Raw genomic sequence first — 17502 nt, 5'->3', positions numbered from 1 at the left:
GCCCCGAACGGCCGGTCAAAACCGTTGCCGCCAGCGGTCAATGGCATTGCCGCCCATGGTCAGCGAGACTGCCGCCAGTGGTCACTTTCGGTTGCCGCCAGTGGGCAGTTTCAAACTGCCGTTGACACCCCGTTCCCGACCTCCAACGAGATCCGGTTCCAGCCGCCGGGGGAGGGCAACGTCCCGTCGGCCATGGCGTGGCCACCACCACCGGGAGTCCCGTCGGGCCCGCGGGAACCGGGAGCGCTGAGCAGCAGCCTCAAGGCACCGCGCTCAAGGATCGCGAAACCCGGAGCCGGGTGCATCACGGTGGCGAATCCAAGATCACCGACGTAGAAGCCGATCGCGGCATCGACGTCGTGAACGATGTACCGGAGGCTTGCCTGTTCCATGGTCGTTCTTCCATTTCGTACCGGTGCCCCGGGCGGCGGCTGCAGTGTCCGGGCCCGGGGGCCGGCCGCGACCACCGCCGGGCGGGGCGTGGACGTTGCCCCACACCCACTCTTGTCACCGTGGATGCCGCAGGTGACCCGATGCGCCCCGGGGGAATCCCGATGCCTCCAACGACACCAGGCCCGAAGCGGGGGAGCGGGCCCCTCCGTGTATGTGCACGCATCCGTCCTGAACGGGCAAGCAAAAGTTGGGGGGAGCGCCTTAAACAACGCTGGGGCCCACCAATTGGTGGACCCCAGCGGTCAGGAATGAATCCTGGCAGGTGCTACTTCTCGATGGACTCCGTGGAGGAACCTTCGATTTCTGCCGGACCGTGCCCGTGCTCTGCCTTCAGTGCCGCCAACTCGGACGGCGTCACCGGGGCAACGCGATCCTCGAAGAAGAACTTCGACAGGGCGCCGCGGCGCTTCTCGCTGCGGCTGATGTGGCCGGCGGCGTTCGGCTGTGCGGGGATGACCTTGCGGTCTTCGTAGTTCACCAGCTGGTGAAGCTTGTACACATCCAGGTCCGCGTGGCGCTCCGAGAAGGTGCCTTCCGGGGACATCTCGATGACGCCGGTCTCGCGACCGTGCAGGACGATCTCGCGGTCCTTGCGCTGCAGCGACAGTGCGATGCGGCGGGCAACGACGAAGCCGAGGATCGGGCCGAGGATGAACAGCACGCGCAGCCAGTAGGTGACGTCGTTCAACGACACGTGGAAGTGCGTGGCGATCAAGTCGGAGGAGGCAGCTGCCCACATCACGCAGTATGAAACGACACCGGCAACACCCATGCCCGTACGGAACGGGGCGTTGCGCGGGCGGTCCAGCAGGTGGTGTTCGCGCTTGTCCTTGGTGACCCAGCTTTCGATCCACGGCCATGCGAACATGATCGTGAACATGATGCCGGCCGGGATAAGCGCCGGAATCAGGACGTTGAGGCTCAACGTGTTGACTCCCCAAGGGAACGGGATGTTCCACTCGAAGGAGAAGTTCCCCAGTACGCCGGGCATCAGGCGCAAGGCGCCATCGACGAATCCGATGTACCAGTCCGGCTGGGTACCGGCCGAAACCGGTGACGGGTCGTAGGGCCCGTAGTTCCAGACCGGGTTGATCGTCAGCAATCCGGAGATCGCCGCGACGATGCCGTAGACGATGAAGAAGAAGCCGCCGGCCTTCGCTGCGTAAACGGGGCCGACCGGGAAGCCAACGACATTGTCGTTGGTGCGGCCCGGGCCGGGGTACTGGGTGTGCTTGTGCACGACCACCATGAACAGGTGGATTCCCACCATCAGCAAGATGATCGCCGGAACGATCATGATGTGCAGCGAGTACAGGCGCGGAATAATCAGCGTACCCGGGAATTCCCCACCAAAGAGGAACAGGGAAATGTAGGTGCCGACCAGTGGGATGGACTTCACGACGCCGTCGATGATGCGCAGACCGTTGCCGGAGAGCAGGTCATCGGGGAGCGAGTAGCCGGTGAAGCCCGCAGCCATTGCCAGGATCAGCAGCACGCCGCCGACAACCCAGTTCAGTTCGCGGGGCTTGCGGAATGCACCGGTGAAGAACACGCGGAGCATGTGGACCGACACGGCCGCAACGAAGAGGATCGCGGACCAGTGGTGGACCTGGCGCATGAACAGGCCGCCACGCACGTCGAAGGAGATGTCCAACGTCGAGGAGTAGGCGGCGGACATGCCAATGCCCCGGAGCGGGTTGTACGAACCGTTGTAGATGACGTGTGCCATCGACGGGTCGAAGAAGAACGTCAGGAACGTTCCCGAGATCAGCAGCAGTACGAAGGTGTACAGCGCCACCTCACCGAACATGAATGACCAGTGGTCAGGGAAGATCTTGCGACCGAATTCCTTGACGATTCCCGAACCGCCGACACGCTGGTCGACGAAGTGGGCGATCCTTCCGGTCGAGGTCTTCGGAGTGTAGTTAGTAGTGGTGCTCATGGATTAGCCACGCTCCCAGTAGCTCGGTCCAACAGGCTCATGGAAGTCGCTCTGGGCGACCAGGAAGCCGTTGGCGTCAACCTTGATTGGCAGCTGTGGCAATGCGCGTCCGGCCGGGCCGAAGATGACCTTGCATTCCTGCGTGAGGTCGAAGGTTGACTGGTGGCACGGGCACAGCAGGTGGTGCGTCTGCTGCTCGTACAGTGCAACGGGGCAACCGACGTGCGTGCAGATCTTCGAGTAGGCAACGATGCCTTGGTAGTGCCAGTCCTCGCGGCCTGCGGAGATGTGCATCTTGTCGGGATCCAGGCGCATCAACAGAACAACGGCCTTGGCCTTTTCGTTGAGTACGTCTTCTGCCTCGTCCAGGCCTTCGGGAATGACGTGGAAGACCGAACCGATCTGCACGTCCGAGGCCTTGATGGGGGTTCCGGAGGGATCGCGGGTGAGGCGAACGTCCTTGTCCCACATGGTGTGGCGCAGCTGCTCAACCATTTCGCCGGCGTTCTTGCCAGTGCGGTCGAGGTCGCGGAACATGAAGATGGCCGGGATCGGGGCCAAGGCAATGGCACCAATGAGGGTGTTGCGAATGAGCGGACGGCGCTTGATGCCGGTCTCTTCGATCACCTGGTTGATGATTTCCTCGGCGTCCTTGCGATCAGCCTCTGAGGTGATCTCGTGGCGCATCTCCGAGATTTCGTGGTCCGGCATCAGGGTCTTGGCCCAGTGAACGATGCCGATACCGATGCCGAGCATGGCAAATGTGGTGCCAAGGCCGAGCATCGCGTTCTGAACACGGATTTCCGAGATGTTTTCCGGACGTCCGAGAACGAAGTAAGCAATAAAGAACGACAGTGTTCCGATGATGGAGATGATGAACAGCAGCGCTACCTGACGCTCTGCTCGCTTCTCTGCATGCGGGTCGGTATCTGCCAAGCGCTTCCGATGCGGCGGAAGGCCGGGGTCCTGGAATTTATCCAGGGTTCCCGTGCCAGCCTTAGCAACGGTGCCCGAGTCGTCCGGACTGCCGTGACTATGGTCGCCCATGTTGTCTCTCATCCTTTTCTCAAGATTCATTAGTACGTAGTGATGGTGGCAGCGCTAGCCGCCAGCGGCCTATGAAGGACGCGAAGTGAGCCAGATGGTGAAGGCAATGATGATGCCCAAACCAGCGGTCCAGATGAAGAGACCTTCAGCGACCGGACCAAGGGAGCCAAGCTTGGCTCCGCCCGGCGAAACCTGGGATTCATTTTCCTTCAGGAAGGTGATGACATCACGCTTCTCGTCGGGGGTGATGTTCGAGTCGTTGAAGACGGGCATGTTCTGCGGACCGGTGATCATGGCCTCGTAGATGTGCTTTTCCGATACGCCGGCCAGGGCCGGGGCAAACTTGCCGCGCGTTAGAGCGCCGCCAGCGGCGGCGGCGTTGTGACACATTGCGCAGTTCACGCGGAATACCGTACCGCCCGCGGCGGAGTTGCCATGGGACGTATCGAGCATGTCTTCGGACGGGATAGCCGGTCCGGCGCCCAGGCTGGCCACGAATGCGGAGAGCTGGGAGATCTGGGCGTCATCGAACTGTACCGGCTTGGCCTGAGCCTGCGGCCCCTGCATCTGCATCGGCATACGGCCGGTACCGACCTGGAAGTCGACTGCAGCGGCGCCAACGCCAATCAGCGAAGGACCGTCAGCCGATCCTTCAGCATTCAAACCGTGGCAGGTAGCGCAGTTTGCGATGAAGAGCTTGTTGCCTTCCTCGATGTCACTTGCGCTGTATCCTGTTGCCGCCTTGGCCTCGTTGACGCTGCCGGCGGCCATGTACAGGCCTCCAGTGATGAGCAATCCCATCAACAGCAGTGCGACGGCGGCGAGTGGATGGCGGCGCCTTTGCGAAAGAGCCTTCACTTGCTGGTTCCTCACTTATTTCTTAGAACGGGGAGTTGCCATTGGTAGGCAACGATGTGGGTTGCGCTACTTCAGGAAGTAGATGATCGCGAACAGTGCGATCCACACGACGTCGACGAAGTGCCAGTAGTAAGACACAACGATCGCACCGGTTGCCTCGTAGTGACCGAACTTACGTGCAATGAGCGCACGTCCGATGATCATCATGAAGGCAATGAGGCCGCCAGCCACGTGCAAGCCGTGGAAGCCGGTGGTCATGTAGAAGACGGAGCCGTAGGCGTTGGAGTTCATGGCAATGCCGTGAGCAACCAGTTCGGTGTACTCGTAGGCCTGCACGGAAACGAAGATGGCACCGAGGATGACGGTCAGGACGAACCATTCCACCATTCCCCATTCCTTCAAGTTGAACAGTCCGCCGGTGCGGCGAGGCTTAAGATCCTCGGCACGGAAGACACCCAACTGGCAGGAGAATGAGCTCGAGACCAGGATGATCGTGTTAACGAGTGCGAACGGAACGTTGAGTTTCTCGGTTTCGGTCGCCCACATCTCCGGCGATGCAGCACGGAGTGTGAAGTACATGGCGAAAAGCGCGGCAAAGAACATCAGCTCGCTGGCAAGCCAGACGACAGTTCCTACCGACACCATGTTGGGACGGTTCGGCGCAGCTTGCGCCGGGGCATTTAGGGCATGAGTCGCAGTTGTCACAGAGCCATTATGTCTATAAAAGTCCCTCTGACACCAATGCATTGGGCCCCGCGTGGCGGGAAATTTCACCGCTTCACGCCTACAGCCGCGGAAACACGCGGGATTAACATTTCAGACTTTCTACGATTCGTAGATAACCTTGTGGCGTGTCAACGATTCGAACGAAGCAAAAGTTCCCCACATGGCCAACAATTCTCTCAATCCTGATCGCCGGCGGCGACCTGGACCGGGACCAAGCGTATTGGGCCATGGGCGAGGTGATGACGGGCAATGCCACCGATACGCAAGTAGCCGGTTTCCTCGTCGCGCTCCGCTCCAAGGGCGAAACCGTTGACGAACTCACCGGTCTGGTCGAGGCGATGATCGCCAACGCCAGGCCCCTGGCGGTCGAGGGCGAATGTCTGGACATCGTCGGCACCGGAGGTGACCGACAGAACACCGTGAACATCTCCACCATGGCATCGATGGTCTGCGCCGGCGCCGGCGCCCGGATCGTCAAGCACGGCAACCGGGCGTCCTCGTCCTCGTCGGGTTCGGCCGACGTCCTGGAAGCGCTGGGCGTGAGGCTGGACGTCCCGATCGAACGCCTCCACGACGTGCTGGACGCGGCCAACATCACGTTTTGCTTCGCCAATCTTTTCCATCCCTCGATGCGCAATGCCGCCGTGCCGCGGCGTGAGCTGGGCGTGCCCACCGCGTTCAACTTCATGGGTCCGTTGACCAACCCCTCCGAGCCGACTGCTTCGGCCATCGGCTGCTCAGACTTGCGCATGGCGCCACTGATGGCCGGGGTCCTGGCTGCCCGCGGCGTGCGCGCCCTGGTGTTCCGCGGTGAGGACGGTTTGGACGAGTTGACCACCACGGCCGAGAACCGGGTCTGGGAGATCCGCGACGGGAACGTCGTGGAAACGAGGTTCGATGCGCAGGCCATCGGCATGCCGCGGGTCACGATCGAGGACCTGCGCGGCGGCGACGCCCAGTACAACGCCCAGGTGGTGCGCGATGTGCTCGACGGGGCCCGGGGCCCGGTGCGCGACGCGGTGCTGCTCAATGCCGCTGCCGGGTTGGTCGCCTTCGACCCGGACGGATCGGGCTCCTTGCCCGAGCGCCTTGAGCGGGCGGTTCTCCGGGCGGCGGAGTCGATCGACTCAGGCTCCGCCCGCCAGGTCCTGGACAAGTGGATCCAGGCGACTGCCTAGGCTCAATTTCCTGCGTGTACCCGTGCACGCGTACCGGCGCCCCGGCTATCCCCATGGGACGGCAGGGGCGCCAGGGCTGTTTCTGCGGCCCCGGGGCACTTTGGCCCCCACGGGCCCGGGGATCCGTTTTGCGGACGCTGGCGGCCCCGCGGAGCGCCTTCGGATCGTGCCCCGGCAGAAGGCCCGATGGATCGAGAAGGGGCCTCGACAGGGCGTCCGAAGCGAAACCCACGTAACATAAGGGCCATCGCGGAAGTATTTTGGAGATCGTTTCTGTGCCCGTTGCCCACACCGCACAAACGGCCCGGCCCCGTTCCCTCCGGACGGCTTTCACGCGGCCACAAAGGTTGGTGGTCAACGCAACGGCGGGTGTCTCGCGACCCCGTTGAGGGACCGCGAGACACCCGCCTGGTTGTTGCTGCGTCGTGTGGACGCCTCGGGGCTACTCGAGACCGAGCGAGAACGCCGCATCCAGATCGTGGCTGGAATATGCGCGGAACGCGATATGCGTCTGGGTGCCGGTGATTCCGGGCACCTTGGACAGCTTGTTGGCAATGACCTCGGCCAGGTCCTCGTGGTGGCGGACCCGCGCGATGGCGATCAGGTCCCAGTCGCCGGCGACCGAATAGACCTCGGAAATGCCGTCGATGTCCGAAATCTTTTCGGCGCACTCGGGGATGCTGTCAGAAGCGGTTTGGATCATGACGAATGCAGTGACCACGTTGGTACCTCCAGATGGTTATGGGTGGTGGTTCCCCGAACTTGCGTTGAGCCTAGTTCAGGACGCGAGGTTGCGCACGCGGCGGCGCGCAACGAGCGAGGTGACGACACGGCGGCCCAGCAGGAACACCCCGAGCACAATCGTTGCCACGATGATGAACGGCACGGCGGCCGTGGCGCCGAACAGCACACGCAGCGCCAGGCCCAGGGCAACGGTGCCGAGCCAGACCAGCACGCCGGTGGGCCAGATCCGCGAATGGTTGATCCAGGGGCGCGAGAGCAACGTCAGCGCCGCCAATGCCAGCAGGAACGGGGCGGCGGTCTGCAGCACTCCGAGGACGGTCAATGATTGCTGGTGGGAACCCCGTCCGCTCAAGGCGAAGATCAGGACGAGGACCACGTCGACCGCGAAATACGCGATCCAGGTCTTACGAGAGGTCATGCATCGATTCTACCGCTGGTAAAACAGGTGGTTCGTCACTCGGCTCCGTGGCGCGGGCCAAAACACGATCTCATGCGGTGCCCGGAGCGGGCACGGGGGAGCGGAACACCGCCAGCAAAGAAGTGAGCCAGGCTCGGCTCCTTACCCCCGGGGCTCGACGCCGTAGGAATGGATGACGCTCCCGTTGGCCATCGCCCGGGGATCCTTCAGCCGGCGCCGCGATGCCGGTGCATGGTCGTGCAGGAGCTGGGAGCCGGGGCCGATGAAGAACGGGTGGATCCACAACCGGATCCCATCCAGGAACCCGTCGTCCATCAGCGTGCGGGCCAGACGCCCGAAACCGTAGGTGGGGATGTCCTGCCCGGGTTCGGCCTTGAGCGCGGCAACGGCGCCGGGGACAAAATCTCGGATGATGCCGCTGTTCTCCCAACTCGCCCGGGGCAGGGACGTGGAGGCCCCATGTTTTCGCATGGCGTTGAGGCGGTCGGTGAACGGATCCCCCGACCGTCCCTGCCAAACCCCGGCAAAGCTGAGATGGGTGTCCTTGCCAAACAGGACCGCATCGCATTGGTCGATCAATTCTTGCTGGAACCCGGCACTCCCGCCGCCGGGGCCTTCCATGGCGGGCCAATCCTGCGGGTTGCCGATGACCCCGTCGAGCGTGGCATTAGGTGGAATTGAGATCCGTCGCATGGGGAAGCGCCTCCTTGGGTGATGCCGAGCGCGCATCTGATACCCACAAGGCGTCCACCTGGCTGGCCGCATGGGAACCCGTCGCGGGGGATTGCCCGCAACAGGCCTTCGTGCACGACCCACGGCACGACCCAGGGCACGTCCCGCGACAGCGCGTCTCCGGCTTTCGGCACGCGGCTCATGCGGGCACCCGGGGATGTTGCGATGCGGCCGCCGCGGCGCCGAGCTGTTCAAGCTTGATCATCCGGCGCGGGGGTTGCCCGAAGGCAAGGTGCGAGCCAATTGCCAGGTCTTGGTTGACGTGAAGCAATTCGCCCGGTTCCATGGGCCGCCAATCCGGATGTGCCGTCATCTTTTCGGTGGCCACGATCACGACGCGCCGCGTGGCCAGTTCCTGGCTGTGGGCGCGGATCCTGTGGCTGTGGGCGACCAGTGGTTCGGCATCGGCCACGGGACCCGGCGGCCGCTCCAGGATGTAGAGCTCGTGGGTCTCGGGATAGCGCAGGGCCCACAGGTCCGTGGCGGTGGTGAGGATGAAGTTCAAGCTGTAGACGGGCAGGTTCTGCGCAATCCAGTTCACGGCAGCGCTGATGCCGACCGCGATGTCTCCGTCGGCAAGCCTGATTTCCGCGGTGACCAATGCGAACATCCGTTCGCTGTCGGTTTGCCCCAGGACCAGCTCCCGGGTCCCGAGCGAGTCGAGCCGCTCCTCGAGCATGGCCAGGCCGCCCAGCACCCCGTTGTGGGCGAAGAGCCGGTTGTCCTGGTCGAACGGGTGGGTGTTCACCCGGGTGTGTCCGCCGGTGCTGGCGTAGCGCACATGTGCCAGGAACGTCGTGCTTTCCAGGTGCCGGGCCTCGGCCGCGAATTCCCGGTCCTGCCAGGCCGTGAGCGGCTGCTTGTTGACCATGGCCCTCGCCCGGGCGTCGAAGGTGCCGATGCCGGTGCCGTCCGGTTCGTAATGGCTTTGCAGGGACAGGCTGTTGGGCGCCTGGAGCAGCCAAAAGGTGGCCTTGGCCCGGTCCATCCCGGCATGCATTCCAAACAGTCGACACATGATTCCTGCTTCCCGCTCATGGACGGGGACCCGTTTGCTGCCGCCGCTTTGTCCCCCTGCCCCACCTTGGATGACGGCGGCGGACATGGCAAGGGGCAGCGGATGCCGAGGCCGGCCCGGGGTCTTGTCCGCGGGCGACCGAAGGGTTGCGTTGCGGGTATCCGGCGGGGGATCCCCCCATCCGGGAAAGATTTGGCGGGGCAGGAAAGGCAGCGGCAGCGATGGCCAAGGTGCTGTGGCATGTTTCGATGTCGCTGGATGGTTTCATTGCCGGGCCCGGCGATGACATGGGGTGGATGGCCGGGTATGCCCTGCCCGAGGCGTCCGCACATGACATCGTGCAGGGCATCGGTGCGTTGGACATCGGAGGCCGCACGTATTCCCTGGCGCACACGGAAGCCGGGCGGCCACATGGTGGCGCCTTCGGCGGCCCGATGTTCGTCCCGACCCGGGAAGACCCGCAATCGGCAGCAGCCGGATTCACCTTTGTCCGGGAAGGGCTTGCCGCAGCCCTCGAGCTGGCATCCTTCGCGGCGGGTGAGAAGGACGTCGTGGTGTTCGGCGCAAAGACCGCCGCACGGTGCATGGACATGGGCCTCACTGACGAGCTCCTGGTTCACGTGTTGCCGGTGCCGCCGGGCGACGGCGTGCGCATGTTTGAACACCGGGGCGGAACACTGCTCCGGCTCGAGCGCATCGGCCTGTCCTCCGGTCCGGACGTCGTTGACCTGCGCTTCCGCGTGCACCGGTGAGGACCGGGACGCCGGTCCGCAGACGCCCGCTCCCACGGGCCGGGCAGCGGTTGCGGATCGCACAGGTGATTCTTGGGTTCATCTCCAGGTGGCGGGACTAGCGTTGGATGGTGACAGCGGAGCCCGGTCGCCCCTGCCCCGTCATCTGGAAGAGGGGCCGTCAAGAGTGTTTCAGGACAAGGTTCGAGCGGGCGAACGCACATCGAACCGGCGTACCCAGAACGTCGAGAATCCACGCTACAAGTGGATCGTCCTGTCGAACACCACCCTGGGCGTGCTCATGGCCTCGATCAACGCGTCGATCCTGCTGATCGCGCTGCCCGACATCTTCCGCGGGGTCGGCATCGATCCGCTCCAGCCTGGGAACACGAGCCTGCTGTTGTGGCTGATCATGGGGTACATGGTGGTCACCGCGGTGCTGGTGGTCAGCTTCGGCCGGCTGGGGGACACGTACGGCCGGGTCCGGATGTACAACGCGGGATTCGCCATCTTCACGGTGTTCTCCATCCTGCTCGCGGTGACCTGGATGCACGGAGTGGCGGCCGTGAACTGGATGATCATCATGAGGGTGCTGCAGGGCGTGGGCGGGGCGCTGCTCTTCGCCAACTCAAACGCCATCATCACCGACGCCTTCCCCGTGGACCAGCGGGGCCTTGCCCTGGGGCTCAACCAGGTCGCCGGCATCGCCGGATCGTTCCTGGGGCTGGTCATCGGCGGCTTGCTGGGCCCGATCGATTGGCGCCTGGTGTTCCTGGTGTCGGTTCCGGTGGGCATCTTCGGAACGGTCCGAGCCTACCTGAAGCTGCATGACAACGGAATCCGCGAACCTGCCCGGCTCGACTGGTGGGGGAATGTCAGCTTCGCGGCGGGGCTGGTCGCCGTGCTGGTCGGGATCACCGACGGAATCCAGCCCTATGCCGGGCACACCATGGGCTGGGAGAATCCGTGGGTGCTGGGGGCGCTGCTTGGCGGCACGTTGCTGCTCGTGGTGTTCATCGTCGTGGAACACCGTGTCGCCGAGCCCATGTTTGAACTCTCGTTGTTCCGGATTCGGGCGTTCACCGCCGGGAACCTGGCGAGCCTGCTCTCTGCCATCGGGCGCGGCGGGTTGATGTTCATCCTGATCATCTGGCTCCCGGGCATCTGGCTTCCGCGCCACGGCTACGGATTCGCCGAGACCCCGCTCTGGGCAGGGATCTACATGCTGCCGCTGACCGCGGGCTTCCTGGTGGCCGGCCCGGTGTCCGGGGCGATCTCGGACAAACGCGGGGCCAGGCTGCTGGCCACCGGCGGGATGATGGTGGCCGCGCTGAGCTTTGGTTGGCTGTTGGTGCTGCCGGTGAACTTCAGATACTGGACCTTTGCCCTGGCGTTGCTGCTCAACGGCATCGGCATGGGATTGTTCGCCGCCCCGAACCGCGCGGGAATCATGAACAGCCTGCCCGCCAACCGCCGCGGCGTCGGTGCGGGCATGAGCACCACCTTCCAGAACTCGGCCATGGTGCTGTCCATCGGGATCTTCTTCTCGTTGATGATCACCGGCTTGGCGCGCGCCCTGCCGAGCACCCTGGCCTCGGGGCTGACCGCCCACGGGGTCGGCATTGCCGATGCGAACCGGGTTGCCGGCCTGCCGCCGGTCTCGGTGCTGTTTGCCTCCCTGCTGGGATACAACCCGGTCCAATCACTCTTGGGGCCATCGGCGCTGGCGCAGCTCCCGCCGGCGGACTCGGCCTATCTGACGGGCCGGGGATTCTTCCCGGCCTTGATTTCCGGACCGTTTTCCGACGGGCTGGCCGTGGCGTTCGGGTTTGCCATCGTGGCCTGCCTGGTGGCGGCCGTGGCCTCGGCGTTGCGCGGGGGCAAGTACGCGTACGCCGATGTTCTCGGCGAGGCATCCGCCGGTGCCGACGTGCCGTCCGCCTTGCCCCGGGGAGGGGCGGAACCGACGCCGCCGACCGGGGCGCAGGAACCGAATCCGGAGATCTCGCCCAACGCCGTCCGGCACCGGGGCCCCGGCGGGACCGGACGCTGAGTGAAGCGCCTGCACCTATGGTTTCGACCGTTCGGCGTTGATGCGCAACAGGCGCTCGGCCTCCGCCAGGTGGTGCTCGAGCGCGCTCCGCTCGGCCGGTGCGAGCGATGGGGTCTGCGCCCGAAGGGCAGCGGTGATGGTGTTGCCGGCCCGGTCGATGATCTGCGAGCGGGCCGCTGGGTCGAGGTCGACGCGGATCTTGCGTCGGTCCAGGTCGTCCACCGCGGTGACGACGACGCCGGCTTCTGCCTTCGCGCGCGTGATCCGTGAGACAAGGCTCTGGGCAAGGCCGGTCCGGCGGGTGATCTCGCCAATGGTGGCACCCGGGTTCCGGGCGATGTCTTCGAGGACTGCCAGCTCGCCGGCATTGACCCGGTCTTCGCCGGTGTTCTCGGTGGAAAGCAGGGCGATTTCTCGCACCGCTCGGGCCAATCGATGTAGGTCTGCTGCTCGCATATACACATTCAATCACTTGTGATACGTTTTAAAAAACATCACAAGTGATGGAGTTTGGTGGACATGAACTGGAACTGGGGCGCAATCGCGTGGCTGACCGCCAGGCAATTCATCTGGCGCTCCGGGGAGCTCAAGCGGATGCTGCGCATGCCGGTCGTGGTGGTTGCCGCCGGGCTCGCCTACCTGGCGATCGAACTGTGGGGCGGGTTCCGGTGGGTCGCGGGGGACTGGCTGGTCGTCGCCGAGCTGGGGCTTGCCGCCGTCACCGGAACCGCCATGGGCCACGTCACCCGGTTCCGCACACTCTCGGAGCGGCTGCAGTACCGCCTGACGGGCATCGGGCTCGTTCCGTGGGCTGCGTTCGTCGCGATCCGCGTGGGCAACTTCGCCCTGGCGAGAGCGCTTGGTGCAAATCTTGCCGACGCCACCGGCTTGATCCTGTTGTCCTTCGGCGTCAATCGGCTGGCTGCCATCATGGTGGTGCGACGCCGGGCGAAGATGCTCCTGGTGCCGAGTACTGCGGTCTCGATGCCGCACGACTCACGGTGACCCCGCCAACCGAGGGCTTCGCATACTCCTGACGTGGAAACCAAGGCCTCCACAACCGTGGACGGCGGGCCGCGCCGATGCATAACATGATGACCCACAGTGCTTCGACGCGACGAACACCGGAGGATTCAACCCATGGCACGGATACAACGTTTCGACCACGTCGGCATCACCGTCGCCGACCTCGACACCGCAACGAAGTTCTTCGTCGATCTCGGTCTCGAGGTCGAGGGCCGCACGTTCGTCGAGGGGGAATTCCTGGACACGGTGTGCGGCATTCCCGATTCCCGCACGGAGATCGTCATGCTGCAGTCGCCCGACGGCGCTCGGCTGGAGTTGGCGCGCTTCGTCCGGCCCGACCACGTGCCGGGGTCCCCGACCGCGATGCCCAACGAGTTGGGGCTGCGCAACGTGTGCTTCGAGGTCGATGACCTCATGGCGCTGGTCGACCGGCTGGCAGCGCAGGGATACGGACTGGTCGGCGGCGTCGGCGAGTACGAGGATTACTGGCGCATGGCCTATGTGCGGGGACCCGAGGGGATCATCGTGTCCCTGACCGAAAGGATCCACTGACGCCGGCTCGCGGGTGCTCCCTTGGCGTGTCCTTGTCTCCGTGGTGTCGTCCCGCGGGGCGGGCTCGGGATGATCCGGCGCCGCGGCGGATATTCCGCGGCGTTTGAGCAGTCGCAAGGCGACGATGGCCATCAGGACGCCGACCAGTGCGCAGATGCCGGCGACGATCACCATTCCCCGGGCATCGCTCGGCGTCCGCGGGGTGCCGACGACGTATCCGATCGCCACCGAGGTGCTCGCAAGCATCCGGTAGTAGGCCCAGGCACTGCCGATATGCGCCCCGGGGATTTGCTGGAAGATGAGGTTTCGGACGCCGACGTTGTGCGTGTCGTTTCCCAGCCCGCCGACGACAAGGCCCCGCCGATGATGATTGCAATCGGCACCAGGCCTTCGGCCAGTATTGCCACTGCCATGCACAGCCCGCCGCCCACGATCAGGAGCATGGTTCGAGGTGACAGGCGTTTGGTGCCGGCGAGGTAGGCGCCGATGATCGAGCCGATCGCCCAGCAGGACAGGACCAGGCCATAACGTGTGTCGGTGCCGGAGATCTGCCGGAGCCAGAACACACCTGCCACGACCTCGATGGAGGTGCCAACCATGATGAGAATCAGCAGTGGCATGGTGGCGGCAACGACCGGGGCCGAACGGATCGCCTGCCAGCCGCTGCGCACGCCACCCCACAGGCTCCAGGAGGCGGCATCGGTGGTTTCCGGCCGCTCGACTCGAAGCACAAGGGCCAGGGCCGTGGCGGCGAGCATCGAGGTGGTCCCGGCATTGACTCCGAGCATGGGGGAAGCACCGACGATGTCGAACAACCAGGCCGAGAGGGCCATCCCGAGCATGTAGGCCAAGGACGATCCGATGGCCATCAGGGAATTCACCCGCTCGATGCGGACGGGACCACTCAATGCGGGCAGCAACGCGAACGCGGCGCTGCCGGAGAGGATGTTGATGACATTCGAAGCCGCCAGCAGCGCGAGACGAGCCCAGAAATCGTCCTGCAGCGAGGCGGCTCCGATGCAGAGGCCTTGGAATGCCAGACAGGCCACCCAAATCCTGCGGGGGTCGTAGCGGTCCACGATGGCCCCGCCAAAGGGAGCCAGGAGCATCGCGGGGATGGCCAGGGACAGGGAGAACCAGGTGACCATCCAGGGTTGCCCCTGGTCCACCGCGGTCAGCACCATGGACATGGAGGCGGCCTCGTCGCCGATGATGGCCAGCGAGGAGATGACCACCAACGCGATCAGCGGAAAGGCCGACGTTCGTCGAGGTGTGGACGTGCTCTTCATGCAGGTGGCTGCGCTTTCTCCGGCTGGCTGGGAATCCAGCGATCCAAGGACCTCGAGTGCAAAATCGCCGGTCTAGCGCTCTCCGGAGAAGAACCCGGGCATCCGGGGGGGAGAGCGGTTCCGCACAAGACCCAGACTGAACGCCGGGCAACACCCGAATTGCGCCTCCGGAATGGTGCCGGCGCAATTCGGCGAACCGCCAACCGGCCGGAGGGCGCCGGATACCGTTTTGTGTACTTCGCACCAAGGGCACGCCCGGGGCCCATAATCGGAGTATGAGAATGGATGGCATCCTTCCCGAAGACGCACCCGACCCTCGTATCGAGCAGGCGGAACAACTCAAACTCATGCCCGTTCCGGTGATGGGGCTCGTGCCCCAACTTTCGTTGGAGGACCCGGATTGGGTCGGCCTGGCATCCGGCCTGGACGATCGCGGGTACAGCGACATGACGGCGAGTCTCAACTACGTGCTCTGGCGGAACCCGGATGACCGCTCGGACCCGGTCAACCTCGCGGACCTCGACGAACAGACGCGCATGGCCAGCGAGCACGTCCCGCCATGGCCCCGTCCCGCGTGGCTGCTGGAGTACGTGGAGCGCATGCGATATCCGCAGCTCCGGGAGGCCGTGCGAACCACCTGGAACCGCGACTCCTCCGACCTCTCGTCGGTCGGCAGCGTGCTGGTGGAGCACGTCAACCACATCCTCATGAACCAGTACCGGCAGGAACGCGGACTTGGCGGCAACCCATGGGACTATCCGGCACCCGAGGTAACCGTCCGTTTGGTGAACAGCAGGGTCAAGGTCCTGGTCGATGGAGTCGAGGTCCTCGCCGCGGAGATCGACACGGATCCATTCGTCTATGGCATTGGCGCCGAGCTGGAGGGAGGAGCGGTGGTGACCGCGGTGCTCCCGCGCGCCGAGCTTGGACGAATCCGCGTCGAGTTCACGGCGAGGAGATAGGGAGCGCTGCTGACTGCGCCCGGCCGGATATCTGCGGGGCATCGGCTCAGCGTGAAGCGGATTCCCTGATTGTCCCTACCCGCCGGCATCGCGCGGGGGCACCGTGGAACCACCACCGGTGGGACTCTGGTTCGCGAGGTGGCCCATTCGATGGGCGGTTCGCTTGACGGCTGCATCGTCGGGCCGGACGGCCGTTTCGACCGGACGGCGCCCGCCGACGAAATCTTTCGCTTCGTCACCGACGAGGTTCGAGTGGTTGGCATCCACCTGTTCGGACGACGGTTGTACCGGACGGTGTTGTGCTCGGATGGCGCAGAGAAGGATCCGTCGCTTGATCCCGCCAGGCGCGAGTGGGCCGCAATCGGGAATCCGCTGCCCAAGGTGGTGTTTTCCGGCGGCCTGTCGACAGGACAGGGCAACGCCCGCCCGGCCTCCGGGGACCTGGCCACGGAGGCCGGGCAGCTGAGGGGGCAGGGAGGGAAAGCATCGCGATCGGCGGCGCGCCGGGCGCTCTTGGCCACGGTAATTCTCGGCGCAAATACCTAGCCGGGCCAAGGGTTGCCGGCCCGTGGAGCGGCCGATGCGGGGAGCCCGTCAAGGATTTCGTGCGGCCATTCCTTGTGCAGGACCTCTGCGAGATCCATCTGCTCGCTGTCCACGCAATAGGGGGTATGTTCAATGTCCTTGACTTCCAGGACAACCGGCGCCCCCAGAAGTCCCCACGGGCCGACGGCATTGGCCAGGTACCCCTCAAGGTGCAGGTCCGCGTATTCAGGTGCCCACCAGGTCGAAAAGGTCTCCAAGAATTCCGCGGAGTTGATGGCCACCCACACGCCGAAGGTGAGCCGGTGTCCTTCGCTGAGTGAGACCGGCAGCAGCGCCCTGACGAACGCACCGATTCCCTGGATCTGCATCATGACCGAGGTGTTCGGTTCGCCATGGCTCAGCCAAGACCCCGGGGCGTGGTGCTGTTCGGCGGTATTAAGGACCGGATCGGGAAGCGCAAAGCGGATGTGCCGATCGTGGTCACTGACCTCGCGACCACAGGTGCTGCAAAAATGTTCGGCTGCCATGAACCATGCCCCCCTGTCATTCGGCGCCTGCTTGAACTCTAACCGGAATCAGAACAATTGGAACCCTGCATGGTGCTTCAGCCGTTCCGCGCAGGGGGGCCGCAGCCGCGCCGGGCCACCGAAACCTGGATGGCCGGCCATGCCTGGGGTTTTTAGCGGTCGGCACCTTCCACCCGTCGCCGGAGGTGCAGGACGGCGCAGTCGCGTCGATCGGCCCAGGCCGGTTGCCTCGGCCGCCACACGCCGAAGCGGTTGCCCTGCGGGTCGAGCAGATGGGCGAACTCAATGGTTCCGTTGTCAACGAACGGGACGGCGACGCTCGCGCCAAGTGACTCGGCCCTGGCGATTGCCGCTTTCACGTCGTCGACCTGAACGTAGAAAATTGCCCGGGAGTTCCCGCCCATCGCGTTGGTGTCCCACAGGCCACCCTTGTCCTGCTCCACCATTCGGTGGCCGAGCGGCGAGGGCCCACCAATGCTCCAGTCGAAGAGCGAGCCGTAGAAGGCCGCGGTGGCATCCGGGTCGGGGGAGCCGCTCCCAAGATAGTTCACGATGCCTGGCATCGATTTTCCTTCCGCCATTGGAAACCAACGTAGCGGGCCAGCCGTGCGGCGTGGTCAATCGATGCAGGAAGCCCCAATCGCAGGGATTTGGCACCCGGGGGAACCTGCTCCACCACCGGAATCCTGCTGGATCCGGC

Annotated in this window: 20 protein-coding genes; 7 read left to right on the top strand and 13 right to left on the bottom strand. The window is 64.7% G+C overall.

Features of this window, described 5'->3' with window-relative positions:
* Window positions 1-110 precede the first annotated feature (110 nt).
* The 5 genes from DQ353_RS19450 to ctaE all read right to left on the bottom strand — a co-directional run bounded on the left by DQ353_RS19450 (window position 111) and on the right by ctaE (window position 5005).
* The gene (locus DQ353_RS19450; RefSeq protein ID WP_113764836.1) at window positions 111-392 is read right to left on the bottom strand and encodes a VOC family protein; all 282 of its coding nucleotides are present in this window, start codon (window positions 390-392) and stop codon (window positions 111-113) included.
* A gap of 326 nt (window positions 393-718) precedes the next feature.
* Window positions 719-2395 (bottom strand): cytochrome bc1 complex cytochrome b subunit, encoded by a 1677-nt coding sequence (qcrB, locus tag DQ353_RS19445; protein ID WP_113764835.1) that lies wholly within the window; start codon window positions 2393-2395, stop codon window positions 719-721.
* 3 nt (window positions 2396-2398) lie between these two features.
* Window positions 2399-3442 (bottom strand): cytochrome bc1 complex Rieske iron-sulfur subunit, encoded by a 1044-nt coding sequence (qcrA, locus tag DQ353_RS19440; RefSeq protein ID WP_113764834.1) that lies wholly within the window; start codon window positions 3440-3442, stop codon window positions 2399-2401.
* A gap of 69 nt (window positions 3443-3511) precedes the next feature.
* The gene (gene qcrC / locus DQ353_RS19435; RefSeq protein ID WP_113764833.1) at window positions 3512-4300 is read right to left on the bottom strand and encodes a cytochrome bc1 complex diheme cytochrome c subunit; all 789 of its coding nucleotides are present in this window, start codon (window positions 4298-4300) and stop codon (window positions 3512-3514) included.
* A 66-nt stretch (window positions 4301-4366) separates the two neighbouring features.
* Window positions 4367-5005 (bottom strand): aa3-type cytochrome oxidase subunit III, encoded by a 639-nt coding sequence (gene ctaE / locus DQ353_RS19430; RefSeq protein ID WP_071215042.1) that lies wholly within the window; start codon window positions 5003-5005, stop codon window positions 4367-4369.
* 146 nt (window positions 5006-5151) lie between these two features.
* Here ctaE and trpD point away from each other — a divergent pair, with 146 nt between their 5' ends.
* Window positions 5152-6204 (top strand): anthranilate phosphoribosyltransferase, encoded by a 1053-nt coding sequence (gene trpD / locus DQ353_RS19425; RefSeq protein ID WP_113764832.1) that lies wholly within the window; start codon window positions 5152-5154, stop codon window positions 6202-6204.
* Window positions 6205-6646: 442 nt separating this feature from the next.
* Here trpD and DQ353_RS19420 read toward each other — a convergent pair whose 3' ends face one another.
* The 4 genes from DQ353_RS19420 to DQ353_RS19405 form a co-directional block, all read right to left on the bottom strand.
* Window positions 6647-6925 carry an Lrp/AsnC family transcriptional regulator gene (locus tag DQ353_RS19420; protein WP_113764831.1) on the bottom strand — a complete coding sequence of 93 codons (279 nt, stop codon included), beginning with the start codon at window positions 6923-6925 and terminating at the stop codon, window positions 6647-6649.
* A 57-nt stretch (window positions 6926-6982) separates the two neighbouring features.
* Window positions 6983-7366 (bottom strand): DUF3054 domain-containing protein, encoded by a 384-nt coding sequence (locus DQ353_RS19415; RefSeq protein WP_113764830.1) that lies wholly within the window; start codon window positions 7364-7366, stop codon window positions 6983-6985.
* Between the two features lie 141 nt (window positions 7367-7507).
* The gene (locus DQ353_RS19410) at window positions 7508-8059 is read right to left on the bottom strand and encodes a dihydrofolate reductase family protein (protein ID WP_181578513.1); all 552 of its coding nucleotides are present in this window, start codon (window positions 8057-8059) and stop codon (window positions 7508-7510) included.
* Between the two features lie 178 nt (window positions 8060-8237).
* Window positions 8238-9116 (bottom strand): class II glutamine amidotransferase, encoded by an 879-nt coding sequence (locus DQ353_RS19405; protein WP_113764828.1) that lies wholly within the window; start codon window positions 9114-9116, stop codon window positions 8238-8240.
* Between the two features lie 221 nt (window positions 9117-9337).
* Between DQ353_RS19405 and DQ353_RS19400 the strand changes: the two genes are divergently transcribed.
* On the top strand, window positions 9338-9868 hold the full coding sequence (locus DQ353_RS19400) for a dihydrofolate reductase family protein (protein WP_113764827.1): 531 nt from the start codon (window positions 9338-9340) through the stop codon (window positions 9866-9868).
* Window positions 9869-10034: 166 nt separating this feature from the next.
* On the top strand, window positions 10035-11900 hold the full coding sequence (locus tag DQ353_RS19395; RefSeq protein WP_286166928.1) for an MFS transporter: 1866 nt from the start codon (window positions 10035-10037) through the stop codon (window positions 11898-11900).
* A gap of 15 nt (window positions 11901-11915) precedes the next feature.
* Here DQ353_RS19395 and DQ353_RS19390 read toward each other — a convergent pair whose 3' ends face one another.
* Entirely contained in the window at window positions 11916-12356 is a 441-nt protein-coding gene (locus DQ353_RS19390; RefSeq protein WP_113764826.1) for a MarR family winged helix-turn-helix transcriptional regulator, read from the bottom strand.
* A 63-nt stretch (window positions 12357-12419) separates the two neighbouring features.
* On the opposite strand from DQ353_RS19390, the gene DQ353_RS19385 reads away from it, so the two are divergent.
* Both DQ353_RS19385 and DQ353_RS19380 read left to right on the top strand, forming a co-directional pair.
* The gene (locus DQ353_RS19385; RefSeq protein WP_113764825.1) at window positions 12420-12905 is read left to right on the top strand and encodes a hypothetical protein; all 486 of its coding nucleotides are present in this window, start codon (window positions 12420-12422) and stop codon (window positions 12903-12905) included.
* A 135-nt stretch (window positions 12906-13040) separates the two neighbouring features.
* On the top strand, window positions 13041-13478 hold the full coding sequence (locus DQ353_RS19380) for a VOC family protein (protein ID WP_113764824.1): 438 nt from the start codon (window positions 13041-13043) through the stop codon (window positions 13476-13478).
* A 167-nt stretch (window positions 13479-13645) separates the two neighbouring features.
* Here the strand turns inward: DQ353_RS19380 and DQ353_RS19375 are convergent, their stop codons facing one another.
* Complete coding sequence (locus DQ353_RS19375; protein WP_113764823.1) at window positions 13646-14767, bottom strand: MFS transporter; 1122 nt, start codon at window positions 14765-14767, stop codon at window positions 13646-13648.
* Window positions 14768-15042: 275 nt separating this feature from the next.
* On the opposite strand from DQ353_RS19375, the gene DQ353_RS19370 reads away from it, so the two are divergent.
* Together DQ353_RS19370 and DQ353_RS19365 are read left to right on the top strand one after the other, a co-directional pair.
* Complete coding sequence (locus DQ353_RS19370) at window positions 15043-15729, top strand: hypothetical protein (protein ID WP_113764822.1); 687 nt, start codon at window positions 15043-15045, stop codon at window positions 15727-15729.
* Window positions 15730-15879: 150 nt separating this feature from the next.
* Window positions 15880-16275 (top strand): dihydrofolate reductase family protein, encoded by a 396-nt coding sequence (locus DQ353_RS19365; RefSeq protein ID WP_181578512.1) that lies wholly within the window; start codon window positions 15880-15882, stop codon window positions 16273-16275.
* On the opposite strand, the gene DQ353_RS19360 is transcribed toward DQ353_RS19365, so the two are convergent.
* Together DQ353_RS19360 and DQ353_RS19355 are read right to left on the bottom strand one after the other, a co-directional pair.
* Window positions 16272-16802 (bottom strand): DUF2199 domain-containing protein, encoded by a 531-nt coding sequence (locus DQ353_RS19360; protein WP_113764820.1) that lies wholly within the window; start codon window positions 16800-16802, stop codon window positions 16272-16274. The genes DQ353_RS19365 and DQ353_RS19360 overlap by 4 nt on opposite strands.
* Before the next feature lie 152 nt (window positions 16803-16954).
* Window positions 16955-17365: a VOC family protein gene (locus DQ353_RS19355; RefSeq protein WP_181578511.1), complete on the bottom strand. Its 411-nt coding sequence runs from the start codon at window positions 17363-17365 to the stop codon at window positions 16955-16957.
* Window positions 17366-17502: the final 137 nt, after the last annotated feature.

Source organism: Arthrobacter sp. AQ5-05 (assembly GCF_003287975.1).
GTDB lineage: Bacteria > Actinomycetota > Actinomycetes > Actinomycetales > Micrococcaceae > Paeniglutamicibacter.
Note: the sequence above shows the minus strand (reverse complement) of the source record. Positions and strands in the feature narration are given on the sequence as shown.

Coding starts and splice junctions, on each gene's coding strand:
- DQ353_RS19450 (WP_113764836.1), bottom strand. CDS start 392: ATGGAACAGGCAAGCCTCCGGTACATCGTTCACGACGTCGATGCCGCG.
- qcrB (WP_113764835.1), bottom strand. CDS start 2,395: ATGAGCACCACTACTAACTACACTCCGAAGACCTCGACCGGAAGGATC.
- qcrA (WP_113764834.1), bottom strand. CDS start 3,442: ATGGGCGACCATAGTCACGGCAGTCCGGACGACTCGGGCACCGTTGCT.
- DQ353_RS19415 (WP_113764830.1), bottom strand. CDS start 7,366: ATGACCTCTCGTAAGACCTGGATCGCGTATTTCGCGGTCGACGTGGTC.
- DQ353_RS19410 (WP_181578513.1), bottom strand. CDS start 8,059: ATGCGACGGATCTCAATTCCACCTAATGCCACGCTCGACGGGGTCATC.
- DQ353_RS19405 (WP_113764828.1), bottom strand. CDS start 9,116: ATGTGTCGACTGTTTGGAATGCATGCCGGGATGGACCGGGCCAAGGCC.
- DQ353_RS19400 (WP_113764827.1), top strand. CDS start 9,338: ATGGCCAAGGTGCTGTGGCATGTTTCGATGTCGCTGGATGGTTTCATT.
- DQ353_RS19390 (WP_113764826.1), bottom strand. CDS start 12,356: ATGCGAGCAGCAGACCTACATCGATTGGCCCGAGCGGTGCGAGAAATC.
- DQ353_RS19385 (WP_113764825.1), top strand. CDS start 12,420: ATGAACTGGAACTGGGGCGCAATCGCGTGGCTGACCGCCAGGCAATTC.
- DQ353_RS19380 (WP_113764824.1), top strand. CDS start 13,041: ATGGCACGGATACAACGTTTCGACCACGTCGGCATCACCGTCGCCGAC.
- DQ353_RS19375 (WP_113764823.1), bottom strand. CDS start 14,767: ATGAAGAGCACGTCCACACCTCGACGAACGTCGGCCTTTCCGCTGATC.
- DQ353_RS19370 (WP_113764822.1), top strand. CDS start 15,043: ATGAGAATGGATGGCATCCTTCCCGAAGACGCACCCGACCCTCGTATC.
- DQ353_RS19365 (WP_181578512.1), top strand. CDS start 15,880: ATGGGCGGTTCGCTTGACGGCTGCATCGTCGGGCCGGACGGCCGTTTC.
- DQ353_RS19360 (WP_113764820.1), bottom strand. CDS start 16,802: ATGGCAGCCGAACATTTTTGCAGCACCTGTGGTCGCGAGGTCAGTGAC.
- DQ353_RS19355 (WP_181578511.1), bottom strand. CDS start 17,365: ATGCCAGGCATCGTGAACTATCTTGGGAGCGGCTCCCCCGACCCGGAT.